The sequence below is a fragment of the Shewanella seohaensis genome, assembly GCF_023283775.1.
In the GTDB taxonomy this organism is placed as follows: Bacteria; Pseudomonadota; Gammaproteobacteria; order Enterobacterales; family Shewanellaceae; genus Shewanella; species Shewanella seohaensis.
The window spans coordinates 72,945-93,236 of sequence record NZ_JAKILE010000014.1 but is presented as its reverse complement, the minus strand read 5'-3'; the positions used below and the strand labels follow the sequence as shown (position 1 = coordinate 93,236).

The 20,292-nt window shown below is 47.6% G+C and carries 20 protein-coding genes and 1 pseudogene; 12 read left to right on the top strand and 9 right to left on the bottom strand.

Annotated elements, in window-relative coordinates; translation table 11 throughout:
• Nucleotides 1-88: 88 nt before the first annotated feature.
• From hisA to L2713_RS15980, 7 genes are all read left to right on the top strand, one after another.
• Nucleotides 89-826, top strand: coding sequence for a 1-(5-phosphoribosyl)-5-[(5-phosphoribosylamino)methylideneamino]imidazole-4-carboxamide isomerase (gene hisA, locus L2713_RS16010; RefSeq protein ID WP_248968555.1), 738 nt, complete (start codon nt 89-91; stop codon nt 824-826).
• On the top strand, nt 808-1,581 hold the full coding sequence (gene hisF / locus L2713_RS16005; protein WP_011622565.1) for an imidazole glycerol phosphate synthase subunit HisF: 774 nt from the start codon (nt 808-810) through the stop codon (nt 1,579-1,581). The genes hisA and hisF overlap by 19 nt, the downstream gene beginning before the upstream one ends.
• Nucleotides 1,582-1,625: 44 nt before the next feature.
• Nucleotides 1,626-2,285, top strand: coding sequence for a bifunctional phosphoribosyl-AMP cyclohydrolase/phosphoribosyl-ATP diphosphatase HisIE (hisIE, locus tag L2713_RS16000; protein WP_248968554.1), 660 nt, complete (start codon nt 1,626-1,628; stop codon nt 2,283-2,285).
• A gap of 710 nt (nt 2,286-2,995) precedes the next feature.
• Nucleotides 2,996-4,183: an aromatic amino acid transport family protein gene (locus L2713_RS15995; RefSeq protein WP_248968553.1), complete on the top strand. Its 1,188-nt coding sequence runs from the start codon at nt 2,996-2,998 to the stop codon at nt 4,181-4,183.
• Nucleotides 4,184-4,441: 258 nt separating this feature from the next.
• A complete protein-coding gene (locus tag L2713_RS15990) occupies nt 4,442-7,657 on the top strand; it encodes an intermembrane phospholipid transport YdbH family protein (protein WP_248968552.1) in 3,216 nt (1,071 codons plus the stop codon).
• Between the two features lie 13 nt (nt 7,658-7,670).
• Complete coding sequence (locus L2713_RS15985) at nt 7,671-7,871, top strand: YnbE family lipoprotein (protein WP_011622561.1); 201 nt, start codon at nt 7,671-7,673, stop codon at nt 7,869-7,871.
• 24 nt (nt 7,872-7,895) lie between these two features.
• Nucleotides 7,896-8,246 (top strand): YdbL family probable chaperone protein, encoded by a 351-nt coding sequence (locus L2713_RS15980; RefSeq protein WP_248968551.1) that lies wholly within the window; start codon nt 7,896-7,898, stop codon nt 8,244-8,246.
• A 144-nt stretch (nt 8,247-8,390) separates the two neighbouring features.
• Here the strand turns inward: L2713_RS15980 and L2713_RS15975 are convergent, their stop codons facing one another.
• The 3 genes from L2713_RS15975 to L2713_RS15965 form a co-directional block, all read right to left on the bottom strand.
• Nucleotides 8,391-9,176: a S1 family peptidase gene (locus tag L2713_RS15975; RefSeq protein ID WP_248968550.1), complete on the bottom strand. Its 786-nt coding sequence runs from the start codon at nt 9,174-9,176 to the stop codon at nt 8,391-8,393.
• A 289-nt stretch (nt 9,177-9,465) separates the two neighbouring features.
• Nucleotides 9,466-10,305 carry an S-formylglutathione hydrolase gene (gene fghA / locus L2713_RS15970; protein WP_011622558.1) on the bottom strand — a complete coding sequence of 280 codons (840 nt, stop codon included), beginning with the start codon at nt 10,303-10,305 and terminating at the stop codon, nt 9,466-9,468.
• Between the two features lie 127 nt (nt 10,306-10,432).
• Complete coding sequence (locus L2713_RS15965; protein WP_011622557.1) at nt 10,433-11,572, bottom strand: S-(hydroxymethyl)glutathione dehydrogenase/class III alcohol dehydrogenase; 1,140 nt, start codon at nt 11,570-11,572, stop codon at nt 10,433-10,435.
• Nucleotides 11,573-11,768: 196 nt separating this feature from the next.
• Here L2713_RS15965 and L2713_RS15960 point away from each other — a divergent pair, with 196 nt between their 5' ends.
• The gene (locus L2713_RS15960; RefSeq protein ID WP_011622556.1) at nt 11,769-12,650 is read left to right on the top strand and encodes a LysR substrate-binding domain-containing protein; all 882 of its coding nucleotides are present in this window, start codon (nt 11,769-11,771) and stop codon (nt 12,648-12,650) included.
• Nucleotides 12,651-12,733: 83 nt separating this feature from the next.
• On the opposite strand, the gene L2713_RS15955 is transcribed toward L2713_RS15960, so the two are convergent.
• A complete protein-coding gene (locus L2713_RS15955) occupies nt 12,734-14,023 on the bottom strand; it encodes an NAD(P)/FAD-dependent oxidoreductase (protein ID WP_248968549.1) in 1,290 nt (429 codons plus the stop codon).
• A 277-nt stretch (nt 14,024-14,300) separates the two neighbouring features.
• Between L2713_RS15955 and L2713_RS15950 the strand changes: the two genes are divergently transcribed.
• From L2713_RS15950 to L2713_RS15935, 4 genes and pseudogenes are all read left to right on the top strand, one after another.
• Nucleotides 14,301-14,945, top strand: a complete 645-nt coding sequence (locus L2713_RS15950) for a DUF938 domain-containing protein (RefSeq protein WP_248968548.1) — start codon at nt 14,301-14,303, stop codon at nt 14,943-14,945.
• A gap of 139 nt (nt 14,946-15,084) precedes the next feature.
• Nucleotides 15,085-15,471, top strand: a pseudogene (locus L2713_RS15945) (LexA family protein); the annotation flags it as partial.
• Between the two features lie 24 nt (nt 15,472-15,495).
• Nucleotides 15,496-15,864, top strand: a complete 369-nt coding sequence (locus L2713_RS15940; protein WP_248968588.1) for a LexA family protein — start codon at nt 15,496-15,498, stop codon at nt 15,862-15,864.
• Nucleotides 15,852-17,108: a Y-family DNA polymerase gene (locus L2713_RS15935; protein WP_248968547.1), complete on the top strand. Its 1,257-nt coding sequence runs from the start codon at nt 15,852-15,854 to the stop codon at nt 17,106-17,108. The genes L2713_RS15940 and L2713_RS15935 overlap by 13 nt, the downstream gene beginning before the upstream one ends.
• Before the next feature lie 423 nt (nt 17,109-17,531).
• Here L2713_RS15935 and L2713_RS15930 read toward each other — a convergent pair whose 3' ends face one another.
• The 5 genes from L2713_RS15930 to L2713_RS15910 form a co-directional block, all read right to left on the bottom strand.
• On the bottom strand, nt 17,532-17,888 hold the full coding sequence (locus L2713_RS15930) for a hypothetical protein (RefSeq protein WP_248968546.1): 357 nt from the start codon (nt 17,886-17,888) through the stop codon (nt 17,532-17,534).
• A 155-nt stretch (nt 17,889-18,043) separates the two neighbouring features.
• Complete coding sequence (locus L2713_RS15925) at nt 18,044-18,427, bottom strand: hypothetical protein (protein WP_248968545.1); 384 nt, start codon at nt 18,425-18,427, stop codon at nt 18,044-18,046.
• Between the two features lie 19 nt (nt 18,428-18,446).
• Nucleotides 18,447-18,989: a hypothetical protein gene (locus L2713_RS15920; protein WP_248968544.1), complete on the bottom strand. Its 543-nt coding sequence runs from the start codon at nt 18,987-18,989 to the stop codon at nt 18,447-18,449.
• A gap of 283 nt (nt 18,990-19,272) precedes the next feature.
• Complete coding sequence (locus L2713_RS15915; protein ID WP_248968543.1) at nt 19,273-19,713, bottom strand: hypothetical protein; 441 nt, start codon at nt 19,711-19,713, stop codon at nt 19,273-19,275.
• Nucleotides 19,714-19,760: 47 nt separating this feature from the next.
• Nucleotides 19,761-20,291 (bottom strand): hypothetical protein, encoded by a 531-nt coding sequence (locus L2713_RS15910; protein ID WP_248968542.1) that lies wholly within the window; start codon nt 20,289-20,291, stop codon nt 19,761-19,763.
• Between the last annotated feature and the right edge of the window lies 1 nt (nt 20,292).

Genomic DNA, 20,292 nt, shown 5'->3' with positions numbered 1-20,292 from the left:
AAGTTTGGCTAAGCCAGCTTGTTTCAGCCACAACATGCAGCAATAAAGCGCGGCAGCAAATGCAGCAAAAAGAATTTAAGGACAACAGATGATCATTCCAGCAATTGATTTAATTGATGGCAAGGTAGTTAGGCTCTACCAAGGGGATTATGGGCAGCAAACTACCTTCGATTTAAGCCCACTGGCCCAGTTGCAATCCTACCAAGACCAAGGGGCAAGCTGGCTGCATATCGTGGATTTAACTGGCGCCAAAGAACCCGCTAAACGCCAAACGGCTTTGATTGCTAAGCTGACTGCAGGGCTAAGTGCCAATATTCAAGTGGGCGGCGGGATCCGCACTGAAGAACAAGTCGCCGAGTTATTATCCCTTGGGGTTAAACGCGTGGTGATAGGCTCGCTCGCCGTCAAAGAGCCCGAGTTAGTCAAAGGCTGGTTTAACAAGTTTGGCAGCGAGGCAATTTGCCTCGCACTGGATGTGAATATCAATCAGAGCGGCGAGAAAATCGTCGCGGTTTCCGGCTGGCAAAGCGGTGGCGGTAAGAGTCTAGAATCTATCGTCGAAGACTTTAGCCAAGTTGGACTAAAACATGCGCTGGTGACTGACATCAGCCGCGATGGCACCCTCACAGGCGCCAATACCGCACTCTACCGTGAGCTATCCAGCCGCTATCCCGATATCGCTTGGCAAGCCTCGGGCGGCATTGCCACCCTTGAGGATGTTGCCGCCGTCAGAGACAGTGGCGCCGCGGGCATCATTATCGGTAAAGCTTTACTTATCAATCAGTTTAATGTTGCGGAGGCAATACAATGCTGGCCAAACGAATAGTCCCCTGTTTAGATGTGAAAGATGGCTGCGTGGTCAAGGGCGTACAGTTTCGCAACCATGAAATTGTTGGCGACATAGTGCCACTCGCGGCGCGTTACGCCGCAGAGGGCGCCGACGAACTGGTGTTTTACGATATCACCGCCAGTGCCCATGACCGTGTGGTCGATAAGTCTTGGGTGAGCCGAGTGGCGGAGCAAATCGATATCCCCTTCTGCGTCGCCGGCGGCATTAAAACCATCGGCCAAGCCCGAGAGTTATTGGCCTTTGGCGCGGATAAGATTTCGGTCAACTCACCCGCTCTTAGCGATCCGAGTTTAATCTCACGCCTGCAGGATGAATTTGGCCGTCAATGCATAGTGATCGGCATAGACTCTTTTTATGATGCGGCAAGCGACAGTTATAAGGTAAAGCAATTTACCGGCGATGAAGCCGCCACCAAAGAAACCGCTTGGTACACTCAGGATTGGGTCGAAGAAGTACAAAAACGCGGCTGCGGCGAAATCGTGCTCAACGTGATGAACCAAGATGGCGTGCGCGGGGGCTATGATATCAAACAGTTAAGCCTAGTACGCCAGCTGTGCGACGTGCCCTTAATCGCCTCGGGCGGCGCTGGCACTATGGCGCATTTTCGCGATGTGTTTATCGAGGCTAAGGTGGATGCAGCGCTGGCGGCCAGCGTGTTCCATAAAGCCATTATCAATATCGGCGAGTTGAAACAGTATTTAGCGGCCGAAGGCATCGCCATTCGCCAGTAACTCAACATCAGTAGCGATTGATAGAAATAATAAGGTATGCAGATATGACAACTGGAACCACTTCAAGCTGTTGCCAAGGCCCTGCAAGCGCAGAGCTGGTCAATAACCTCGACTGGGAAAAACAACAGGGGCTTATCCCTGCGGTTATCCAAAATCACCTATCGGGTAAGGTGCTAATGCTCGGATTTATGGATAAAGCCGCGCTGCAGCACACGCTGGCGACCGGTGATGTGACGTTTTTTAGCCGCTCTAAGCAACGTTTATGGACCAAGGGCGAAACCTCAGGCCATACCCTAAAATTGGTCGCCATCGATAAAGACTGTGATAACGACAGCCTGCTGGTGCAGGTATTGCCCAATGGCCCAACCTGCCATAAAGGCACCGAAAGCTGCTGGCTCGATGGCAATGCGCACCCGTTTTTAAACAATCTAGCCGAGCTTATCGGCTCACGTAAGGGGCAAAACCCTGAGTCGAGCTACACCGCCTCTTTATTTGCCCGAGGCACCAAACGCATTGCCCAAAAAGTCGGTGAAGAAGGATTAGAAACCGCCTTGGCCGCAGCAACTCACGATAAAGAGGAGCTGATTAACGAGGCATCGGATCTGATGTATCACTTGCTAGTTTTGCTTGAAGATCAATCACTAAGCTTAAGTGATATTAACGCCAACTTGCTTGCCCGCCATCAAAAAGCGCAGCAAAAGTAGTCCGCTTTCAAATATCATAGTACCTCTCTGCCGTATTCCTTTTGGTCTGCGGCAGAGTACTCTTCATTTACATTCAGTTACGGCCTATTCACCTGCTATAGCTAACCCCAGCAGTTCTCCCCCCTGCTGTTGCCAACCCCTTCTCGTGCTAGCCAAAGCCTCGCCTCCACAGTCCGTCTTGTCCCCCTTAGCTTCAGCTAAAAACGGCACAACGTCACACAAATTGTACACTTGGCCCCTGACAAAAAATCAGCAAAATACTGTTGTAATGGTTGACAAGTACACCTTAACTGCCTATCGTAGCCTGCGTCCTCGAACCCGCACGAGGCATTGACGCAACTTATTAACATTTAAGACAAATTTAAAAACAAGCGAATTGCCTTCGTTATGTGATGTGATCAAGCCATTAGATGTGCCCAAATCACTCGATGTTATTAAGTGCCGAATTAACCCCAAGCAAAGGCGAGTTTTATGCGTATTACCACAGCTTATTATCCCTATCTGTAGCCGCAATGGCATAGATAGGCACACTCGCCTGACCTTCCATTGTGGCCATATCCCCAACGATCCGCAGATTGCGCCACGATCACAATACAGGTACATCACGTACCCTTTAGTTCCCAGTATCACGCGCCACTCTGCACAGCTCCTCAATAAAGCACTCATCTGAGACAGTTGAGCCATTAATAAAGACGTTTGAGCGTAAAGTTATGACACAAAATAAATTTTTCGGTAGTTTGCTACTGATTGCAGGCACCACCATTGGCGCGGGTATGCTCGCACTCCCTATCGCCTCGGCAGGACTCGGTTTTGGTGTATCCAGCCTGATTATGTTGCTCCTCTGGGCGCTGATGGCCTACACCGCCCTGCTGATGGTTGAAATCCATCAATTTGCTCCGAGCGATGCGAGCCTGAACCAATTAGCCCGCACGCTTTTGGGCGCTAAGGGCCAAGTGATTGCCAGTGTTGCCCTGATGTTTTTACTCTACGCCCTGTGCGCCGCCTATATCGCGGGTGGCGGCGAGCAAGTCAATCAAAAGCTCAATGCTTGGTTAGGGTTAGATCTGCCGCCACAGGCCGGCGCCATCTTCTTTACCCTGTTAGTCGGCACCATAGTCGGCTTAGGCACCCATTGTGTCGATTTGATCAATCGCGTGCTATTTAGTTTGAAAATCATTGCGTTAATCCTAATGCTGGCCCTATTACTGCCGCAGGTTGAAGGCACACATTTACTCGAACTGCCACTAGAGCAAGGGCTTATCGTGTCGGCCATTCCAGTGATTTTTACCTCCTTTGGTTTTCATGGCTCGATTCCGTCCGTGGTGCGCTACTTAGGCGTTGAGGTAAAAAGCCTGCGTAAAATCATGCTGCTCGGCTCGGCGTTACCGCTACTGATTTACCTGCTGTGGCAACTGGGCAGCCAAGGCGTACTCAACCAAAGCCAACTGATGACGAATCAGAGTCTTTCAGGCTTTATCAATCAGTTAGCCAGTGTACTGCACAGCCAATACTTAAGTTCTGCCATCAGTGTTTTTGCCGATCTGGCGCTGGCCACCTCCTTTTTAGGGGTCAGCCTTGGTCTGTTTGACTTTATGGCGGCGAATTTAAGGCAGCAGGATAATGCCGCGGGTCGCAGTGTTACCGCCGCCATTACCTTCGTGCCTCCTCTGGGGTTTGCCCTCTTTTACCCGCAGGGATTTATTACCGCCCTCGGCTATGCGGCAATCGCCCTCGTGATCCTCGCGATTTTTTTACCCGTTGCCATGGTGTGGGTACAAAGACAAACGCGCGATAAGGCAAACCAGCCTCAAGGTTACCGCGTCGCGGGGGGAAAGCTCGGTTTATTGTTAGCGATGCTCTGCGGAGTGGCCGTGATTGGCGCTCAGCTCTTGGGATAAGCGACGCGGATAAACAATCGGGATAAACGCTATTTTACTTTAAGCCGTATAAGTGCCTGTAAAATCAAGATGAATAATGACAGGCACTCAGTCTTGCTTCGCGCAAGATTGCCAAGTTCTTTATTAGTCAGCCAGCGGCTTGAGTGTTAAACTGCCGCTAATCCCGCTTGCCGCTCAGCATCGGCAGCCCCAAATCGCCTCACGCTCCCACGGGGAACAATAGCAAGGCGCTGATGATAAGGATGACATTCGAACCCCATGGTTAACACGCCGACATCGCCAGATCAGGAGACTGCTGAGCACGCGCATCGGGCGATGACTCAAGAAGCGACTACGGCCGCAGCGCCAGATTCGGCGGCGTACCGCCGCGGTTCTACACTCAAAAAGCGCTTAAAACAAAGCCTGATTGCCACCACTGTGGCCGGCCTGTTAGCTGGCGCGGCGCTAACCATTTGGATAATAAACAGCCAAACCGAAGCCCTGATCCTTCGCGTTGCAAATTATGCCTTAAGCGGTATGGACGGTGAGCTTAGCGATATTCGTTTAGGCCCCATGGGTTTAGAACATTGGCAAATTCGCTCTGCGAGCCTGCGTGTACATGACTCGCATTTAGTGATCAATAATCTGGATATTCAGCTTGAACTCAACTGGCCCAAAAGCCTTGAAGAACTGAAGCAACTTGTCCAAGTTGAGAGCTTGACTCAAAAAATCAAGCGCATTAGCACGGGCGAGATAGACGTTGAACTCGGCGCATCGCTGCTGGAGCGAAGCCCCACCATCGCCGATGAACAAACGCCAGCGTTGGCGTTAAATATCAAATCTTTACCTTTAATTGATATAGGTAAAACCACACTCAGATTAGCGCCGCAAGCAGAGCTTCCGGCATATCAGCTGGTGATGGATAAACTCAGCCTGAATCATCAAGCTGAATTAACCACAGCCTTTAGCAGCCCTGAGGGTGAACCGTTAGCCCACCTTACCGCGACGCTTGGCAACGAACAATGGCGCTTGAAGAGCGAACTGAATATCGCGCCGCTACTGGAAAACCTGCATCAAATTGGTCTGCGCCAAACCCAAGGAAGCATCCTCAACCAATTAACCCAGTGGGATCAACAGTGGCAACAACTTGGGATAGGATTAAGTGGGCAACTCAGTTCTGAGAGCACGATGACACTCGCCAGCGGCGAAATCACAAGCCGACACCGCATTCAGCAGCCCAGCATCAGCTTAAGCCATTTTGCCGACTTAACGCTCGCGCCCCAGCCAGCTTTGGGATTTGAGCTTAGTGGATCACTTGCCTCGCTTAATCTCACCCTCGAGCCTTTTCGTCTTGAGCTCACACCCAATGCGGCACAACATACGCAGCTATTAGCCGCACTTAATCAGTCACTGCAATTGAGCGATGAAAACTCTCAAGCGCTCCTTACCCTGCTGTCGGGGCTTAAAAGCACCGAGGCGCCCGTGGGCCTTGCCTTTTCGATGACAACGCCACTGCATTATACGCTGACATCTCAAGCGAGCAGCCATGAACCCATAGCGCTGCCCGCATTCGAGTTAAGCACCCTAGACAGTAAGCTTGAGACGCGTATTCACTTACAAGATATCCAGTTAACGCCCACGCCAGATGATTGGAAGGTCGCGAGCCGCTGGCAACTGGCGCTTACGCAAACGACCCCGCTGTCGCTGCGGGAGCTTTGGCACGCAGCACCGCAGGATCTCAGTTGGGGCGCTGGAATGCTGCAAACGGCGGGTCATATCAGTGTTGCTCAGTCGGCTCAAGGGCTGAATTGGCAAGTGAGCACAGCGCCAGTGACGAGTAACTCGAGTGTCTCAAGTGTTTCAAGCGATACTTTACAATTTGCACTTGAAGATCTGCAGCTACAGCAAACTGCGCAAGCCGCCGAGCATCAAACTAAACAGACGCAGTTAAGCCTTGGCAGTATTCAACTCAACGCTAAGGCTCCCATGGCCGCGAGTGCAACCCCGTTGGCGGCTCAGGATACGACTGGCGCACAATCGACCGAGTTTGCGTTCAAGCTGCCGCCGCTCTCGCTCGCCCTATCGCAGCTGCGCGTGAGCCAAGCGGTAGACAATCTTACTGGCAACAACAGCGCCACTACCGCAATACAGAGCAGTCGCAACGATATTAGCCTCAAGGCGTTCTCCCTTGAGACATCAAAGGCGATGACGCTCGATTACTCCTCGTTGCAATCCATTGAAAATGCAATCCAATCGAGTCAGTTGAGTAATCAAGTTGACTGGCAAGCGCAGCAGCTCTTGATTGAAAAGCAGCTCAGTGCCAAAGGCCGCACACGTAAACAGACTGTGCTTAAACTGGATAATTTGGCACTCGCGCAGACGTTAAACTGGCAAAACCAACGTCTTCACGGCCATGAACAGTGGCAAGTCGGCACGATTGAGCTGCAAAGCGACCATCAATTACAGTTCGCCGCGCCTAACAAGCCACTGCTGTTAACGGGCCAGTGGGTTGTCGATACTAGCATGACAGAAGCGCTATCTTTGCTTAATCAAACCCAGCCCTTGCCCGCTGAGTTAAATGTGACAGGCCATAACCAATTACAGGCACAATTTAAGCTGACACATGAGCCAGAGCAGACCCAATTTGCCATGCAAATTACCCAGTCGATGACAGAGCTAGAAGGTTTTTATCAAGACACAACCTTTGAAGGCGGGAAATTACAGGCCCAATGCGAGTTCACTTGGGGGCAATCCTATAAGGCGCCGCAAGCGCCAGGCTATTTCAGCAGTTTAAGCCGACTGAACTGCCCGCAGACCGTGATGACCTTTAACTTGTTCGATCCCGGCTTTCCCTTGACCGATATCGAAGTGGAGGCCGATATTGCCCTTGCCAAGGATGCCAAAAAGCTTCCCGACAATTGGCTGCAACAACTCACGGGCTTGAGTGATACCGACGTGTCGATGACCGCCAAGGGCAAAGTATTGAGCGGCCAGTTCTTACTGCCTGATTTTAATTTAAAATTACAGGACAAATCCCACGCCTATCTATTATTGCAGGGCATGAGCCTTGAGGAAGTGCTGCGCATTCAGCCACAAATTGGTATCTATGCCGATGGTATTTTCGATGGTGTATTACCCGTGGATTTAGTCGATGGCAAAGTCTCGATCAGCGGTGGCCAGTTGGCGGCCCGTGCGCCCGGTGGCCTTATTGCGATTTCGGGTAATCCAGCAGTCGATCAAATGCGTCAATCGCAGCCTTATCTCGACTTTGTATTTTCAGCACTAGAACATTTAGAATACAGCCAGTTATCCAGTAGTTTCGATATGGATCAAACCGGTGATGCCAAGCTCTTAGTGGAAGTCAAAGGCCGCAGCCAAGGGATTGAACGCCCCATCCACTTGAATTACTCTCATGAAGAGAACATGCTGCAATTATTCAGGAGTCTTCAGATTGGTAACGATCTGCAGGACAGAATCGAAAAATCCGTGAAGTAACAAGGAAACCTCAGTGAAGATCATTCAATTACAGCAAGTGAGTTTAGGTGCATTGCTGCTACTGGCGGCATTGCAAGGCTGTGCGCCAACGGTAAAGATTGAGCCGCCTGATAAACCGATTGTGATTAATCTCAATGTGAAAATTGAACACGAGATAAAAATCAAAGTGGATAAGGAGCTAGATCAGCTTCTATCAGATGATAAGTTGTTCTAATCACTAAGAATTGAGGAATATACAATGAAATCAATGCCACTCAAAACCCTGCTAAAAAAGCCAACATTACTCCTGTTGCTCGGCCTGAGTTTATTCAGCTTAAATGCCTTTGCCATGTCACTACAGGAAGCCAAATCCCAAGGTTACTTAGGTGAGCAGCTCAATGGCTATCTGGGACTAGTGCAAAATAATAGCGAGGCCAAAGCCGTGATGGACGATGTGAACAACAAACGCCGCGCCCATTACGAAACCATCGCGAAAAAGAACAATATCTCCGCCGCCGATGTGGCCAAACTTGCCGGTGAAAAAGCTATCGCCGCCACAGATAAAGGCAACTATGTGCAAAACGCCCAAGGAAAATGGGTTAAAAAGTAGAGAGTTAGCACTACTAAGCGACTAAGCACTGACAAAAACGCCTGCAATCGCAGGCGTTTCTGTCTCTATCATTGATCACGGAATGAAAAACGTACCTGTTTTATGCTGAGGCTGTACGCCCATATCGCATCGATTGCAGCATTTTTAGCTATCAGAGCAGCCAGCGAGCACAATCTTTGATGCCTGAAATAAGGTTTGCTCAATCCAATCCCGAAAATATGAAATACGTGAGTAATGTTCAATCACGCCATACTTGCCCTCTTCCCAATTGGTTGACTCGGCATTTTGCCATGAGCTGACACCGATAAGACAAACTGAATCGGCCGATGTGAGATACGCGGGGCCGCCCGAATCTCCTGGGCCACTAATCCCCTCCAATGGTAAGGCATTCGCGTCACGGTCAAAGATAAATTGCAGCCATTGCTCCTGCACCCCGACCACGGCATTGTGTGCTGCGCGTAATTGTTTGTCGGCCCCCGCAACGCCCACCAGCCCATTACCATAATCGCCACGTCCGACGAAGGTGGCGATTTTGCCCGTTTCGGTTGAGGCATGATTCAATCTAGCGAGTGTTGCATCTTCAATGGGAGAAGCCAATTGAACCAAGGCAATATCGTAGGGAAAGTGCCTTTCTTTCCAAAGTGGATGTTTTATCACGTCTTTAATCGGGTAAAAATGCGTTTTAAATTGCACCTTATTGCCGACCGTTAGCTCATTAGCCACGTGCGCCGCCGTCACAATCCATTGCTTATCGATAAGGCTGCCAGTACCAAGCACGATTTCATCGCCTTTATAAAGTCCTAAAAAGCTGACCGTCGAATTATCACTTTGCGCCGCCGCTTGATATTTCGCGTCATCCACATCATGCCTGAAAATCATGGCATTGGCGGCACTGGTTATCGCCAGTAACAGTACGAACATCCATTTCATATTGAACTCCTATCCTTGCGTCTATTTATTCGCCAATATTGCGTGATGAGAATATAGAGAATGAATCATCATTAATGTCGAGAACTTAACAGCTTTTCCTCATTTGAGATATAGCCGCAGCATTCATATCATTCAGGCGCAATTGGTCAATTTGGCATGTTGAATGACATCGAGATTTATTCGTAGAAAACAAAAGCGCAGCGAACTTGATGTTCACCGCGCTTTTTAATATTTACCCTAGGCTTTAACTCTAAAGTTTAATCCTGAAAGGGGTTAACGATAGGCAGCCTTATTTAAAATACAAGCTATGGAATTTAAGGTGCTCTTCAATAAAGCTCGCAATAAAATAATAGCTATGGTCGTACCCCGCCTGCATACGCAAATCTAAGGGGTAGCCTTTTGCTTTGGCGATATCACTAAGCGTTTGTGGCATCAGTTGCGCCTCTAAAAAGCTGTCGGCGTCACCTTGGTCGACTAACACAGGCACTTCATTAATCGCCAGTTTTAGCAACTCACAGGCATCGTATTGGCGCCAGTGCTCACGATTTTCCCCTAAATACTCGGTAAAGGCTTTAATCCCCCAAGGCGCATTGCTTGGATTGCTGATAGGACTAAAGGCCGAGATTGAACTGTATCTGTGGGGATTGGTTAACCCTATCACTAACGCGCCGTGCCCGCCCATGGAGTGGCCAGAAATAGCGCGCTGCCCTGTTACGGGGAAATTCGCTTCAATCAGCGCTGGCAGCTCATGCACTATATAGTCGTACATTTTATAGTGGCGATTCCAAGGCGCTCTGGTCGCGTTTAAATAAAACCCCGCGCCAAGACCTAAGTCATAGGCTTTATCCGGCGCATCGGCGACATCATCGCCACGGGGACTCGTATCGGGGGCGACGATAGCCATTCCCAACTGAGCCGCAATACGCTGCGCGCCCGCCTTCTGCATAAAGTTTTCGTCGGTACAGGTGAGACCCGATAGCCAATACAACACAGGCACAGGTTTGTTGGCCGCCTCGGGTGGCAGGTAAATCGCAAAGCGCATCTCGCAATTCAGCGCCTGAGATTGATGGCGATACTGTTTGTGCCAACCACCAAAACTCTTGTTACAGCTGATATTTTCTATGGTCATTTCAATCCCTTTCCTGTTCACTTTCAGCGTTTAGCTTGCCGTTCAAAATCCTATCACAAGCTTAAAACGCATAAGCAGCAGATAAGCCGTTAGCGGTTATCTGCTGCTGTGATGGCAAACCGAGCGTTTATTTATCGAAATGGATCACGCTGCGAATGCTCTTGCCTTCATGCATCAAGTCGAAGGCTTCGTTGACTTGCTCAAGTCCCATAGTGTGGGTAATAAAGTCATCGAGCTTAAACTCACCTGCAAGGTATTGTTCAACGATTTTAGGTAATTGCGAACGTCCTTTCACGCCACCGAAGGCAGAACCGCGCCATACACGGCCCGTCACCAGTTGGAATGGACGGGTGGAGATCTCCTGCCCTGCGCCCGCAACACCAATGATCACTGATTCACCCCAGCCCTTGTGGCAACACTCGAGCGCGCTGCGCATCACATTGACATTACCGATACATTCGAAGGAATAATCCACGCCGCCATCGGTCATCTCGACAATCACCTCTTGAATGGGTTTGTCGAAATGTTTCGGATTAATACAATCGGTTGCACCTAACTTACGGGCAAGTTCGAATTTAGATTCGTTAATATCGATGGCAATAATTCGGCTGGCTTTAGCCATGGTCGCACCAATAATGGCCGAAAGACCAATACCACCTAGGCCGAAAATCGCCACGGTCGCGCCTTCTTCCACCTTAGCAGTGTTCATTACGGCGCCCATACCTGTTGTCACACCACAACCTAGCAGACAGATCTCTTCTAATGGCGCAGTTTTATTAACCTTAGCCAATGAAATTTCAGGCAATACAGTGTATTCAGAGAAGGTAGAACAGCCCATGTAATGGAAAATGGGTTGGCCATCTTTATAGAAACGCGTGGTGCCATCTGGCATTAAACCTTTGCCTTGGGTCGCACGGATCTTCTGGCACAGGTTTGTTTTACCCGATAAACAGAATTTACATTCGCCACACTCAGGCGTGTAGAGAGGGATCACATGATCGCCCACCTGTACGCTGGTCACGCCTTCGCCCACTTGCTCAACAATACCACCGCCCTCATGGCCGAGGATCGCTGGGAATACCCCTTCTGGATCGTCACCACTTAAGGTAAACGCATCGGTATGGCAAACCCCAGTCGCCACGATGCGAACTAACACTTCGCCAGCTTTAGGTAACATCACATCGACTTCTTCAATCTTGAGCGGCTGTCCCGGCCCCCAGGCCACGGCGGCCTTTGACTTGATAAACTGTGGTTTTTCGTTCGACATGCTTGTCTTTCCTTCTTTTAATCAATGGGCTTATCGATTTACGGCTTACCTCATGCCCTACTTGCTTGTAAGCATAGATTGAGGCGGATGGATAAGCTTAAAAATAGTGTGCGGTAATGCAGTCACTAGATTGTATTTATTTCCTGAGGATTGATAATCTAGCATTTTGGCAATTCATTTTTACTGAGAAGCAACAATGTACCTTTGGGATGGCATATCAGAATTTGTAGCAGTGGCCGAGGCCGAGAACTTTACCTTGGCCGCACAGCGCCTTAATGTGTCCACCGCCCACGTGAGTCGGCAAATCGGCGCGCTGGAAAATCGCCTCGGCACTAAGCTGTTTTATCGTACAACTCGCAAGGTATCGCTCACCGAAGAAGGCACGATTTATTATCGCCATTGCCGCCAATTGCAAACAGGCCTCGAGGAGGCCGAGCGGGCGATTACCGATCTAAAAGGTTCGCCCCAAGGATTGGTAAAACTCACCGCGCCCGTGGCCTACGGCGAAAAATTTATCATGCCGTTACTCAATGATTTTATGGTGCAATATCCCAGCGTGGAATTTAATGTCGACTTGACCAATAGAACCTTAGATTTGATTGAAGGCGGTTACGATTTAGCCATTCGCCTTGGCAAACTCGCCGACTCCAGCCTGATGGCCAAACCCTTGAGTAGCCGCACCCATTATGTGGCTGCCTCGCCCAGTTACGTTGAAAAATACGGTGAGCCCCACACGCTTTCGGAGTTAAATCAACATAATTGCCTGATCGGGAATCACAATTACTGGCGCTTTATTGAAAATGGCCGCGAGCGCAATATCAAGGTACGTGGCAACCTTATCTGCAACAGCGGTTACGCCCTGCGAGATGCAGCATTAAAGGGCATAGGAATAGTGCAACTCCCTGATTATTACATTGAAGAAGATATACATGCAGGTAGACTCATCTCCTTTCTCGACGCGCACCGCGAAGCTAAAGAAGGCATTTGGGCGCTCTATCCGCAGAATCGTCACCTGAGCGCCAAAGTAAGGGTATTAGTGGATTATCTCGCAGAAAAACTGGCGATGGAGAATACGTAGTAACGAGTCCATTGCAGCGAACCAGAGTAACAAATCACCCATGCTACTAATAATGCGCTTGAGCTTGACGGATTACTCGCTATTTAGCGCCAGTTTTCCCTCAGGGTGTAGTACAACATCCCTAGCGCAAGGGCCTGATTACCAAACCATTCATTCAATGGGATCCGGATATGACGCATGGCGGAGAAGAGATCGAACTCTCGCATTTGACCATCGATCGCCTGCCCCATGATCTCGGCCATAATATGGGAAGTCGCCACGCCATGGCCCGAATATCCCTGACAATAGAAGATATTCGGCGCTATCTTGCCCAGTTGGGGAATACGGTTAATCACTATCCCTGCCATGCCTGCCCAGGCAAATTCAATGTCGACGCCCTTTAACTGGGGGAAAGTGCGTTCAATCGCCGGACGCAGCTCGGCGGCAACATTTTTAGGATCGCGGCCGCTGTAATTGGTGCCGCCCCCAAACATCAAACGGTTATCGGCGGTTAAGCGGTAATAATCCAGCACAAAGCGGCAATCATACACAGCTAAATCCTGCGGATTGAGTTGCTTAGCTAAATCTGGCGGCAATTGGGCTGTCGCACAATTGCCAAGGGAGGCGGGAAATAACATGCCCCGCAGCTGAGGCCGGCCCAATTTGTGATAAGCATTACCGGCGATAAGCACACTGTTTGCCTTCACCCTGCCCTTTGGCGTGACCACAGTTGCAAGCTCTCCTTGCTGAATATCCAGCACCTGCGAATGTTCAAAAATCTTAGCGCCCAATGAAGCCGCCGCTCGCGCCTCACCAAGACATAAATTCACCGAATGCAGATGCATATTCCGCCGATTGACCAGCCCACCGTGGTACAAGGGCGAAGCTAAGTAGGCGGGCATCTCCTGCGCTGGCACGAAGGTCATCAATTCCCCCATGCCACGGCGATTAGCTTCATCAAACATTTGCAGTAACTCGACCATATGTGCGGGGCGATACGCCGTTTGGATATGGCCAAATTTTAAATCACAATCAATGCCATACTTCGCCACTCTGTTTTTGATAATATCGTGGCCGCGCCAACGAAGGTTCCACACATAATCTTCAGCCTCCTGACCAAGCTGACGCCGCAATTGCTTGGTCATGGCGGCATCGCCGGACAAACTCCCCGTCACTTGGCCGCCATTTCGCCCTGTGGCCCCCCAGGCAATCTTATTGGCCTCAAGTAACGCCACTTGGTAACCCTTTTCGGCCAATTCGACCGCCGTCGCCACACCCGTAAATCCGCCGCCAATAATGGCCACATCGACCCGAATATCGCCTTCAAGTTCTGGATAATCAGACTCTTGCTTGATGGTGGCATTGTAATAAGACGCGCAGCGTTTAGCAGACATAGGGATCCTTTGAACAGATTTAAGCTGTTTTTGTTTTATATTTTTTACATTTGTTCAGAATTTTCGAGTATATCTAAGCTAATATCGTGGTCAACAGAAGATTGTAGAGCCGAATAAAACTCAACCCGTGCGGCCATCCCAAATCGTGCTTATCAATAGAATTTGCCGCCGCATTGGCTTAAGCTACAGGCCATTACGACCGCGATGCAGACTGACACCGCGTGTTTATCAGACAAACACTTTGCCAGCCTCCGCAAGGACAAATTTAGGACATACCATGTTTCAGGATCCTCAAACGCCGCCTAGCTTGCTGCCTTTTTCTCAAGCCTGTGAAAATAACAAAGGGCCAATACTCGCCGTGCTACAAACCGCCTTTGCCAGCGCCAAACAGGTGCTGGAAATTGGCAGCGGCACGGGACAACATGCCGTTTATTTTGCTGAAAATCTACCTCAGCTTTTCTGGCAAACCAGCGATCAAGCCGCTTACCTTGAGGGCATTAGCGCAAGATGCCACCAACAAGGGCATCAAAAAGGCATCAACAACCTCGGCTTGCCCTTCGCACTCGATGTCACCCAACCTTGGCCCATCAATAACACCCGCATCGACGCCGTGTTTAGCGCCAATACCTTGCATATTATGAGTCAAACCATGGTTGAAGCCTTTTTTGCTGGCTTGGGCCAATACTTGCCACAACTCAATACCCTCTGTATTTACGGCCCTTTTAACTACCAAGGTCAGTTTACCAGCGACAGTAATCGTCAATTCGATCAGTATTTAAAACAAAGAGATAGTGAGAGTGGTATTCGGGACATAGAATGGATTATTCAGCTCGCCCAAGCGCAAGCCTTCACATTGGTTGCAGATACCGCCATGCCCGCCAATAATCGGCTACTGCATTTTTCAAAACGTGCCACAGACTGATACTAAACAAAAACTCTAACCAGACCATGGGGTTAATCAAGATAGGCTGACTAACAAGCCAATTTAATCCTCAGCCCCATTTGCGAATAGAACAATGCTCGCTATAATAACTGTATTTATATACAGTAATCGTCTTGCTATGCGTGTTTATCCTATCATTCCTTGGCCCGCTCACGCGGGGATTAGCGGCTTTGAAAGCCCTGCAGCAGAATACACTCAGCTTGGATTGCGCCTCGATGAATTACTCGTATTGCACCCCAGTGCAACACGGCTTTGTATCGCTCAAGGCGACGCTATGAAAGGTGTCGGTATATTCGATGGTGATCTGCTGATCATCGACCGCCATATTAAGCCTCAAACTGGGAGTGTAGTTTATGGCCAACTCAATGGTGAGTTCATCTGCAAAATCTATGATGAAAAACGGAGAATGCTGCTCACTTCCGATGAAAAATGCCAAGCCATAACGATACACGATTACGATGATTTTTGCGTTGAAGGGGTCGTGATTCGAACCTTAAGACAACATCTCTACCTCAATGATTTTATTAACATGACTTCAGACTACTCTGAGCTTAGAACAAACCTTGATGATCTTTTAGTGTTACACCCTTGTGCAACTTGGTTTGGGGTCGCCCAAGGGGACTCGATGCGAAATGAAGGGATATATGATGGAGATGTATTGATTGTTGACCGACAAGTCAACGCATCACAGGGAGCCGTTATCGTCGCCCAACTCAATGGTGAGTTTATCTGCAAAATTTTTGATAAAAAACGCAAAATGTTGCTGTCTGCCAACCCGCAATACCATGCCGTGCCGATACGAGATTGCGACACCTTTAGCGTAGAAGGTGTTGTTATTCGTTCGATTAGAATGCATTTTCAATCCTCGTTACTGAGCCAGTGGTCATGTACGCATTAGTCGATGCAAACTCGTTTTACTGCTCTGCTGAGCAAGTGTTCCGCCCCGATTGGCGCGGTAAACCGATTATCGTCCTAAGCAATAACGATGGCTGTATCGTGGCAGCCAACCGCCAGGCCAGAGAACTTGGGATCCCCAAATTTGCTCCGTACTTTCATGTCAAAGAGCAGTGCGCCAAACTGGGGGTGATAGTGTGCTCAAGCAACTACGAACTTTATGCCGATTTGTCGGCAAAAATGATGGAAATCATCGGCCGCTTCGCTCCCGACCAACATATTTATTCGATTGACGAATCGTTTTTATCCTTTAAACACTGCCACGCCAGCATTCCCTGCTTAAAAACACACGGCCTGCGCATCCGCCAAACCGTTTGGAAAGAAGCTCGTTTACCCGTTTGTGTTGGTATAGGCGCAACACTCACGCTGGCTAAAATCGCCAACCATGCCGCCAAAAAATTACCTGGCTATAATGGGGTTTGTCTCATTGATAATGATCTACAACGGATTGAGATTCTTAAGCAACTTTTAGCCGCTGACGTGTGGGGAATTGGGCGACGCCTCAGCAAAAAGCTTACGAGTATGGGCATTCATACCGCTTACGAGCTGGCACAAATGCCAACAGGCCTTGCTCGCAAGCTATTCAGCATAGAGATAGAGCGAACCGTCCGAGAACTTAATGGCACGGCCTGTAAACAATGGGACCATACTCGGGCGGATAAACAACAGATATTTTCCACTCGCTCCGTAGGTGAGCGCATTATGGATTTTGATTCGCTACGGCAAGCATTGAGCAAACACATCGGGATTGCAGCAGCAAAAGCCAGAGCTCAAGGCTCATGCTGCAGGTCGATGCTGATTTTTGCGAATAACTCCCCTTACGATGAACAACCCGTTGGTTTTAAATCCCTTATCCATTTCCCCACGGCAACCAATTGCACGATTGAAATGACGCATGCAATGTCTTTAGCTGCACCAACATTATTTAAACCCGGGGTGAAGTACTACAAGATAGGTATCGGTTTACTCAATCTCGAACCAGATAAATATCTGCAACTCGATTTGTTTAATCACATTAACACTCACCCCACGCTAATGAAGGCATTTGATGGAATAAATGCCCGTTATGGACGCGATACCTTATTTTTGGCCGCGCAAGGCATAGAACAAAAATGGGCAATGCGCCGAGCATTACTCACACCACAATACACCACGCTGTGGGGCTGTATACCAAGGGTAAAATGCTAGTCCCTCAAAGCAAGAATTGTATTTATCCAATAGGAGCAAAACATCAGTAACATACTAATTTTCAATATATAAATTGAATGGTAGGTACGTAACACGTGACAAGTCATATATCTGAGAAATGATGGGCTTTAATGCGGACATAAACGGACAAGAAAACGCAGATTTTGCCCAGAAGCAACAAAGGGAATCAGTAAACTACTGATTCCCTTTGCTTAAATGTGGCGGTGAGAGAGGGAGTCGAACCCTCGAATCACACACCTTTCTAACAAACCCTATAAAATCATAGTGTTATGCACCTTGATTTTTTATATTGTACCAGCTTTTTGTACCACAAAAAATCCTAAAGGAGCACGACTAGCAGGTCGACTCCTTCAAAACGTCATATCGGCTATGCTGTTTGGAGTGATTATTTGTTATCTCTCATTACATTCTTTCTTGATCGTAGCGGCAAATTTGACATTTAAAATCTTCTTCTAAGTAACTCTGATACAAAGACTCATCGTCAATAATTCCACCATTCACGCAACTAGAGACCCAGTTTCCATCTTCATCATCCATCATTCCAATTGGACCTTCACACTGGACATTTTCCAATAATGGCCTAATAACTCTTTCATAGTGATAGGTTTGTTTTCCTTTGAGAATAGAGAGATTGCCACCATTCACATAGAGTAATTTGGCAATACCTATACTTATACTAGAGTCAATATTGGCACTTTCAGCCATATCTTCAATATAGCTTTCGTTTTCAATCAAAAAGCCTAAAACGTCCAAGTTCATTTTCTATCCTTAAGTTGATGAATTTTAGCTAAATTCAGTTAGACAATTAGAGACGTCAGAAAATCATACGTAACACAAATATGATAATTTACGAGCTCTTACCTTAAAAAGGTATACAGCCATTGTTTCAATAGACAAAATATGGAAAATATAATCTACTCAATTTCAACCAGCCAAACAGGGATGTCATCTATAGTTTGGCCGATGTTCCAACCAGTTTTCTTCAAAATATCTTTAGATGTAGTATTTGGAACCTCGAACCAATAGCTGTATGTTGTTTCTTCAGAACTGCCTGCATTAGCGTTCAGCTCTACTCCCATTTCTTCCCAGTCTTCATCCGTAATTCCCAAAAACTGAGATAATTGACTCTCAGGAATCTTGAGGAGAGTCTCTTGAAACCAGCCTGTAGTACGTTCTTCACGAATAGTTTTCTTGCAATTAGGGCAATCTATAGGTTCACGGCAAGCACCACAAATGCCACCACCAGACATTTCAGTTACAGTAAAAAGTGCTCCACAAAAAGGACATTTTTCCGACATGAATTTCCCTCCTGACAATCTAATTTCCTTTATAGTTTGACGTTCTAATCTCTTCTTCAAGCTTTTTCAGTAATAGTTCAATATTCTGTTCCTGAAGATTCTGATCTATATGGATTTGTAAATTGTGTTCAGTTTTGAGTTTTACTTTAACAATCAAATCTTCACCATCATCCTTCTTCTCAATTTCATCAATGATAAATCCATCAAAATTCCATGCTTCGAAAACACGGTCGAAACACCTATCTATCACCACTCTCCTGACTTTTGGCTTAGAAAGATAATCCACCAGTCTGTGGTGAAATTCGCTGAGTTTCCAAGCCTCTTTAATTGATTCTCCTAGGGTATTTACAAGCAACCAGAGAGCACTAGCAGTTAATGCACTTTCAATAAGTATGCTCCCCTTTTCAATCCGCCTCACATAGTAAGCGTCAATATGATTAAGGGGGGCCTTCAAACGATCTCGTAAAGATTGCTTTTCTGGTGGAGATAAATCACTGCTATTAATCAGATAAAAGACTTCTTGATACTGAATTTCTCTAAGGAGCTTTGAAAACTTTTTCAAAATAGATCGAAGTGTTCTATCGGAAACAATGTCTAAATGAGGGTGGTAAATCTCGAATGTTATGTTTTTCATAATATTGAGTTGGGGCTAGAGTCTAGGCATCTATAACTTTTGGTATTTATAGATTTTTCATAGCTAGGACGAATCTTTTTGCCACTCACATGAGTTTTCGGCAGATTCATAGTCCAAAGCATACGGCTCTAAACCGCTAGCCGATTCCTTTTTAAACAAATTATGGTATTAAGTCAATTTAATGTTCAGTTCCATAAATTTCAATGAATTGTTAAAGATATTTGGAGATTTCCAAAACTTGCTCACTTGCATCTTTAAATGCAGGATCTGACACCATTACCCTAACCGCTCTGTCTTTATCAGCAGTATTACAAGACATCCGGTCCAACGCACCTCTTGCCAGTACGTCAGCACTCCATTTCAGATCATCAAAAACAGATCTAATCTGTGGTTCAGTTCGACCACCGGAACGTAATACTGCACTGATGTTCCCCTCCCATAATGCCGCCTCTGCATATACGATCATTTCGATCACAGTCCATTCTTGCTTGAGTTCTGTTGGTGACTTGGTTTTACATGCGGAGGCAAGTTTCTCCCACATATAGAGTTTTTGTAGGTTGCTTGCCATATCCTCAATTCCAGCCCTTACCGACAATGAGAATACAGTTCCTACTAGGAGTAATAGGATGACGAAATCTCTTGGTTTCCGCATAATTTCTCCAAAAAAAAGCCATCAATAGAATCTGATGGCCTTGTCGATTAGTTACTTAGAGTGTTGCTATCTGATTGTTCGGCTTTCCCCTGCTCTTCTGCCATCCACTCTAACCTTAGCTGAAGCTGCCAAATGGCAATCCCTGAAAGAAGGCAGAGTAAAAACCCAACCAACCCCGCTCCTGAAGTGGCAATCTTGAAGATATTTCCATCGTGATAACTGAGGATCGAGAACATCAAAATGACACCATAAATCAACAGATATGCGGCTCCACCAATCCCTGTTTTGATGGACAGTTTTTTCTCTCGATAGTTAACTTCACTATCTGATGGTGCTTTTTGAGCATCCTCCTTCAACCAATCCAATCTCTCGGAGAGATACCACATCCCGATATAGCCCACACCCATCACCACAACGGAGATAGTCCCTTGGAGTGTTAGTGACATCTTGAGGATGAAATAGTCCAAAGAGCCGCCAATCGAATCCTCAAGAGCAACCAGTGATAAGGCACTCAAGATTGTTAGGGCTATCAATATTACAAAGTACATCTCTAAGCGGTTTTTCTGTTTCTTACTCATA